Source organism: Polaromonas sp. P1_E1_2, assembly GCF_056406035.1.
Genome location: NZ_JBFUAZ010000284.1, coordinates 1 through 5140, shown reverse-complemented (window position 1 = coordinate 5140; position 5140 = coordinate 1). Strand labels below are relative to the sequence as shown.

5 protein-coding genes are annotated in these 5140 nt (G+C 55.6%); 4 read left to right on the top strand and 1 reads right to left on the bottom strand.

Features of this window, described 5'->3' with window-relative positions:
• Together hemW and AC1D1P_RS13745 are read left to right on the top strand one after the other, a co-directional pair.
• Positions 1–973: radical SAM family heme chaperone HemW (gene hemW / locus AC1D1P_RS13750; RefSeq protein WP_477673372.1), on the top strand; the 973-nt coding region annotated here is incomplete at its 5' end.
• A gap of 61 nt (positions 974–1034) precedes the next feature.
• Positions 1035–1262, top strand: a complete 228-nt coding sequence (locus AC1D1P_RS13745; RefSeq protein WP_477668267.1) for a hypothetical protein — start codon at positions 1035–1037, stop codon at positions 1260–1262.
• A 21-nt stretch (positions 1263–1283) separates the two neighbouring features.
• Here AC1D1P_RS13745 and AC1D1P_RS13740 read toward each other — a convergent pair whose 3' ends face one another.
• Positions 1284–1589, bottom strand: a complete 306-nt coding sequence (locus AC1D1P_RS13740; RefSeq protein ID WP_477668266.1) for an I78 family peptidase inhibitor — start codon at positions 1587–1589, stop codon at positions 1284–1286.
• A 339-nt stretch (positions 1590–1928) separates the two neighbouring features.
• Between AC1D1P_RS13740 and AC1D1P_RS13735 the strand changes: the two genes are divergently transcribed.
• Together AC1D1P_RS13735 and AC1D1P_RS13730 are read left to right on the top strand one after the other, a co-directional pair.
• The gene (locus tag AC1D1P_RS13735; RefSeq protein ID WP_477673371.1) at positions 1929–3092 is read left to right on the top strand and encodes a hypothetical protein; all 1164 of its coding nucleotides are present in this window, start codon (positions 1929–1931) and stop codon (positions 3090–3092) included.
• 11 nt (positions 3093–3103) lie between these two features.
• Positions 3104–5140: NlpC/P60 family protein (locus AC1D1P_RS13730; RefSeq protein ID WP_477673370.1), on the top strand; the 2037-nt coding region annotated here is incomplete at its 3' end.

Below are 5140 nucleotides of genomic sequence, written 5' to 3'. Positions count from 1 at the left end.
CATGGTCCACAGCATTTTTATTGGCGGCGGCACACCCAGCCTGTTTTCGCCGCAGGCCATAGACCGCTTGCTTGCCGACATCCGCGCACGCCTCAGGCTTGAAGCCGACTGCGAAATCACGCTCGAAGCCAACCCCGGCACCTTTGAAAAAGACCGCTTCAAGGCCTTTCGCAGCGCCGGCGTCACACGCCTGTCCGTCGGCGTGCAGAGCTTTGACGACAAACACCTCAAAGCCCTCGGCCGCGTGCACGACCGCGCCCAGGCCATCGCCGCGGTAGAAGAAGCCGCACAAGCCTTCGACACCTTCAACCTCGACATCATGTACGCGCTGCCAGGCCAGACCATGGAAAGCCTGGAGCAGGACATGCGGCAGGCGCTGGCGCTGCAGCCCCCGCACATCTCGATTTACCACCTGACCATCGAGCCCAACACCTACTTCGCCAAATTCCCGCCCGTGGTGCCTGAAGAAGACACCGCCTACGCCATGCTCGACAAAATCACCGAGATCACGCAGGCCGCCGGGTTGCAGCGCTATGAAGTGTCGGCCTACGCCAGGCCCGGCCACCGCTGCTTTCACAACCTCAACTACTGGCAGTTTGGCGACTACCTCGGCATAGGCGCCGGCGCCCACAGCAAGCTCAGCTTTGCGCACCGCGTCGTCCGGCAGGTACGCTTTCGCGAGCCCAAGCTCTATATGGAAAAGGCCCTGACCGGCGAAGCCGTCACGCAAGAAACAGAAGTCAGCCGCGCCGACCTGCCTTTCGAATTCATGCTCAACGCCTTGCGCCTGCGCGACGGCTTCAAGCTGCAAGACTTCACCGAAAAAACCGGCCTGCCCGTCACCGCCATTCAGCGCGGCCTTGAAGAAGCCGAACGCAAGGGCCTGATCGAACGAGACTTCGTACGCGTCAAGCCCACCGAGCGCGGCTTTGATTTTTTGAACGACCTGCAGACATTGTTTCTGGCCGACTAGCGCCCACGTCAACGCCCAACGCCAACGTCAACGTCAACGCAACATCCCGTCTACAAAATCTATGGAAACACCAGCCGTTATTTTTCTGGTTATCAGTTGCGCCGTCAGCTTCGCGCTGGGCCGGCTGTTTGTGCACTTCCGCGACAAAAAGCGCAAAGAAAAATCACAGGCCCGCGAAGCCGAAGCATTGCGCAACCGCCCCCCAGAACCCGAGTCCCTCAACAAGGCCAAGCGCAAGCGCCAGCTTCAGCAGCTGGAAAAAGAAGAAGCCAAAAGCCGCAAGCGCTGACTGGCCTCCACAGCGGTTTGTTTAACCGCAGCTCACGTGCGTCACGCGCCCGGCATCATCCACAGTCAGGCTTAGCCGATCAGCATTGAACTCCATCGTCACAACCTGCCCGGGCTTCAGCACCCGGACGGTTTTGGTGCCGGCGCGTGTGCGGGCTTCTTCTTGAAGCGCTGCGCTCACATTGCGGCCCACGGCGAATTGGGCTGGTGCGGCGTTGCAAGCACCGCTTGGCGGCGCAGATGCTGGCGTTGATGCCGCGGGGCCTCCGCACGCGGAGAGGGCTATCGGCAGCGCTAGTGCAAGAGCGTTGAGAAAATGCGTGCGCATGGCAAGGTCCTTTCGTCGAAGTGTTTGGAGCTTACCTCGCGATACTCTGCTACATGTGGAGGTGAAGCGAAAGTCCGCACCAGAAAACGCAGTTAGGTGCGGGATCAATTGACATTGACCGGTCGCTGTTTGACAAGCCTCGACCCCTTTTTGTATTAATGTTAGACATCTCATACTTTCTGACGCTGTACATGTAGTGCGATGACAACGTACCTGTTAGTTCTGACAGGGGTGCGCGAAGAAATGCATCGTAGGATTGCACGCCTAAGAAAAAATGAGCTCATCAAATCGAGCCAACGCTGGTGAGCGTAAAAAATAAGAGAAATGCAAGGGGGTGAGATGAGGGAGAGCTACAAAAATAGTGGCCGCGTAAAGCCATGTCAAAGCGCAGAAGGATACGCTCAGATCTTTTCTGACCGTCTGCTTGCCGACGGGCCTTGCATTTTCGTGCGCGAACGGTTGGCTCAGGCCGAATGCGCTAGCGCAAGTGACGCCCGCGACAACAGCCTTGTTCCCAACCCGCCACCTCCTGGCTATCGTGCATGGCTTGGCATCGCTATTGCTGCAATCACATTTCATGCGGCAGTCAGCGCGGCCCCTCAGGCCAACGATAGCCCAGTCAACGAGCCGAAAGCGATTATTGAGGCCTTAATTGGACGTGATTTCAAGGGCATGTTTCGCTACACCAGCGGCAGCGATCTCATTGAATACAGGCCTCTCTTCGAGTCCTATCCGCCCTACGGCATTGAACAGTTAAAAGTGCCAGCCGGTAAGACCACCACGCGGGAGGTGACGCCGACCTTCGGCAAGTGCACGCAGGAAATGCTGGTCAAAGACATCAAAGTCACCAAAGTGCAATATGCACAAGACCCGACCCCTCCCGTTAATCAACCCAAGGCCTTGCCTTATGAGGTGTATGTAACTGTTGAGGCTGAAGTGCTGGCTTTGCGGCTTTTCAATTCTGACAAAGTTCCAGCCGACAGGCGTTGTTCATGGTTAGGTCTCGAGGTCAAGAATACGCAAACAGGAAAACGCGAAGCGTATCTGGACAACGCAGATGACGGTGATGCATTGCTGAAGATGATGAAACAGTTTGGCACCGTACAGGGCGAATATGTGGTGATCGATCCACATCGCCGGCAGTGGAGCTATGGCATCAGTCTGTTTCTTCCCAGAAGCGGCAACGGTCAATATCGCCACTATGACCATGAGCAACGTAAGTATGTGGATGCAGTGGAACCGAGATGGTTGATTCAGGATCCGTTTCCACCGCGAGCAGTTTACTTGGGGGCTGCAATTACGCGAATTGTGAAGTCAATTGAAAATCATCAAAGTCTTGCGCGTGGATATTGCRCAAACGAAATTGAACGTGCCACTGGGAAGAAACCTCGGCAAGTGGATTTTCAGCATCCCGCCTGTGCCATTCGTTCAATTGGGCAGCGCGACCTCGACATAGCCCGTCGCTTTGACGCGGACTTAGAAGTTCTTCGAAAAATCAAATAAGGTTTGAGTAGATGAGCGACATCATTACCAACGCGAATCGCTATAACACCGGCAATACCTTTCGTAGCGACAGCACAGGAAGTACCCGTGGTAATGTGCGCAACAGCACCGGCACGGCAATAGGTTTTGATTGCTCCGGTCTGGTCTATCACGTCTTACGCGAATCCGGGTACAACGTTCCTTACGCGACCTCCGCGGTGATGACTAATCCAGCAACTTTCGATGGTAGTTGGGCAAGCGTCGTCAATCCCGAGACCGCTACCRTCAAGCCCGGAACCTTAGTCTACTTTAGTGGACACGTTGGCATTGTTCAGTCATATGACCCTGTGACGAAGACCGGAGAATTTCTGTCGATGGCTGGCGGCAACAACATAGGAAAGCTGAAGCCAACTGAGCCGTTCACCACCGATGAAAAGATCAACCCAGGCATCCACTGGGGTGGTTCCACTACCTTTAAAGGTTTCGCTGAAGTTAAACCCGAGCTATACGACCGAACCCTCGATCAGCACCTCAACGGTGCAAATCCCAATGCGCCAGTATTCAATATTCCCGAAGCCGGCAACGCTGGCTTCATCACTTTACCCGGGAACGGTGGTTTTCCAATAGTAAAAGGCGCCGCCGATCTCAGTGCCCGTGTTGACGTCGCAGCGGCCAGCAGTGGTATTACGCCACCACTCCCTATCGATCTGCCCAATGCGAATACGGCATTTGCCACTACCCTAGCTGCGCTCGAATCCAGCGGTCAACCTAACAACGGCTATGGCGGTTGGGCGCAGGACGGCCAAGGCATAGGCGCTATTGGCCGCTACGGATTTCGCGCCACTAGTCTCAAGGCTATCGGCTGGATGGACACTGATGGCAATTGGACCGACAAGGCCCGCTCCAACGGGGTGAGCAACCCAGAGAGTTTTCGTGACAACCCAACAGCGCAGGAGGCCGCGCGAGTCGAATACATGGGCAAGCTCAAAAGCGAGCTAAAGGCCAACGGTTCGTGGGAAATGATTGGGCAAACTGTAGAAGGACACATTGTCACGGAGGCCGGACTGATAGCGGCTGGATGGAAAGAGGGGGCGGGTGCCGTCCTAAAGTTCTTTAGCGGCGATTCCACTAACGCGAATGCCGACATCAATATCATGTTTCGCTTGGATCGATTCGCACAGTCGTCGTTGCCCGGCGACACGGCGGGGCGAGACAGTTCCCCCACGAGTGGAGTGCATCCGTTGGCGCAGCAAGCCGGGGGCGATTGGGAAGACCGTACGGTTTATGACTTGATGACTGGTTTGCCTGTTGGCCCAGAAAGCAATGTCTGGATCACGGATTCAATCAACGCCTCAACGATTGCAGCACCAGCCACCTCGACATCTTCGCCAGTTGCGGCCAATGCGTTAGCCCTGGTCCTAAATCGTGACGTCATACATCACGAAGATGGTTCAATCACACTTGGCTTCATTGCGAAAGCGGACAGCGCCAACGGCAGCATCAAAAAAGGTGACATTGTTAGCGAGGTTTTTGATCCTAAAGGCAAACTCGGCTATTTCAGTGTGAGCCACACCGAACGGGGTGAAACCACGGTGATGGAAAGCGTCCTCAACCCTGCCGATGGTGAAGTTGCGACCACATTTAGTCACTGGGTCGGCAACACTTTGCAATTCCAAGGGCAGTGGGATCTAGCGGGAAATCGTGTGGGTGACCGTTATACGGTGGGTGGCACTACCTACACGCGTAGCATCGGTCCAGAAGGACAGACCCAATGGCCTGACCCAAACGGCTTGAATACAGAGGAGCGTCTCCAGCAAAGCTTTGATCAGGAAGCGCAGCGTCTATTCAATTTGCACCCAGGTGCCAGCGCAGCGGAAATCACCAGTTTTCGTGCTTTGAGCGTCGACGAGCTTAGAGCCATTGAAACCGGCCTGAATCAGGCCGCTACAGCAGAGCCCGGTTCGGTGTACGCTGATGCTGGGACTCACACCGACAACGCTGTGGTTACTGATGGTGGTCACGGTGTAGACGAACCACTCAACGTCGTCGATATTCCGGCCTCCCACTTA

What these genes read in the sequence shown, in the direction of transcription:
- AC1D1P_RS13745 (WP_477668267.1), top strand. Translation starts at nt 1,035, where the DNA reads ATGGAAACACCAGCCGTTATTTTTCTGGTTATCAGTTGCGCCGTCAGC.
- AC1D1P_RS13740 (WP_477668266.1), bottom strand. Translation starts at nt 1,589, where the DNA reads ATGCGCACGCATTTTCTCAACGCTCTTGCACTAGCGCTGCCGATAGCC.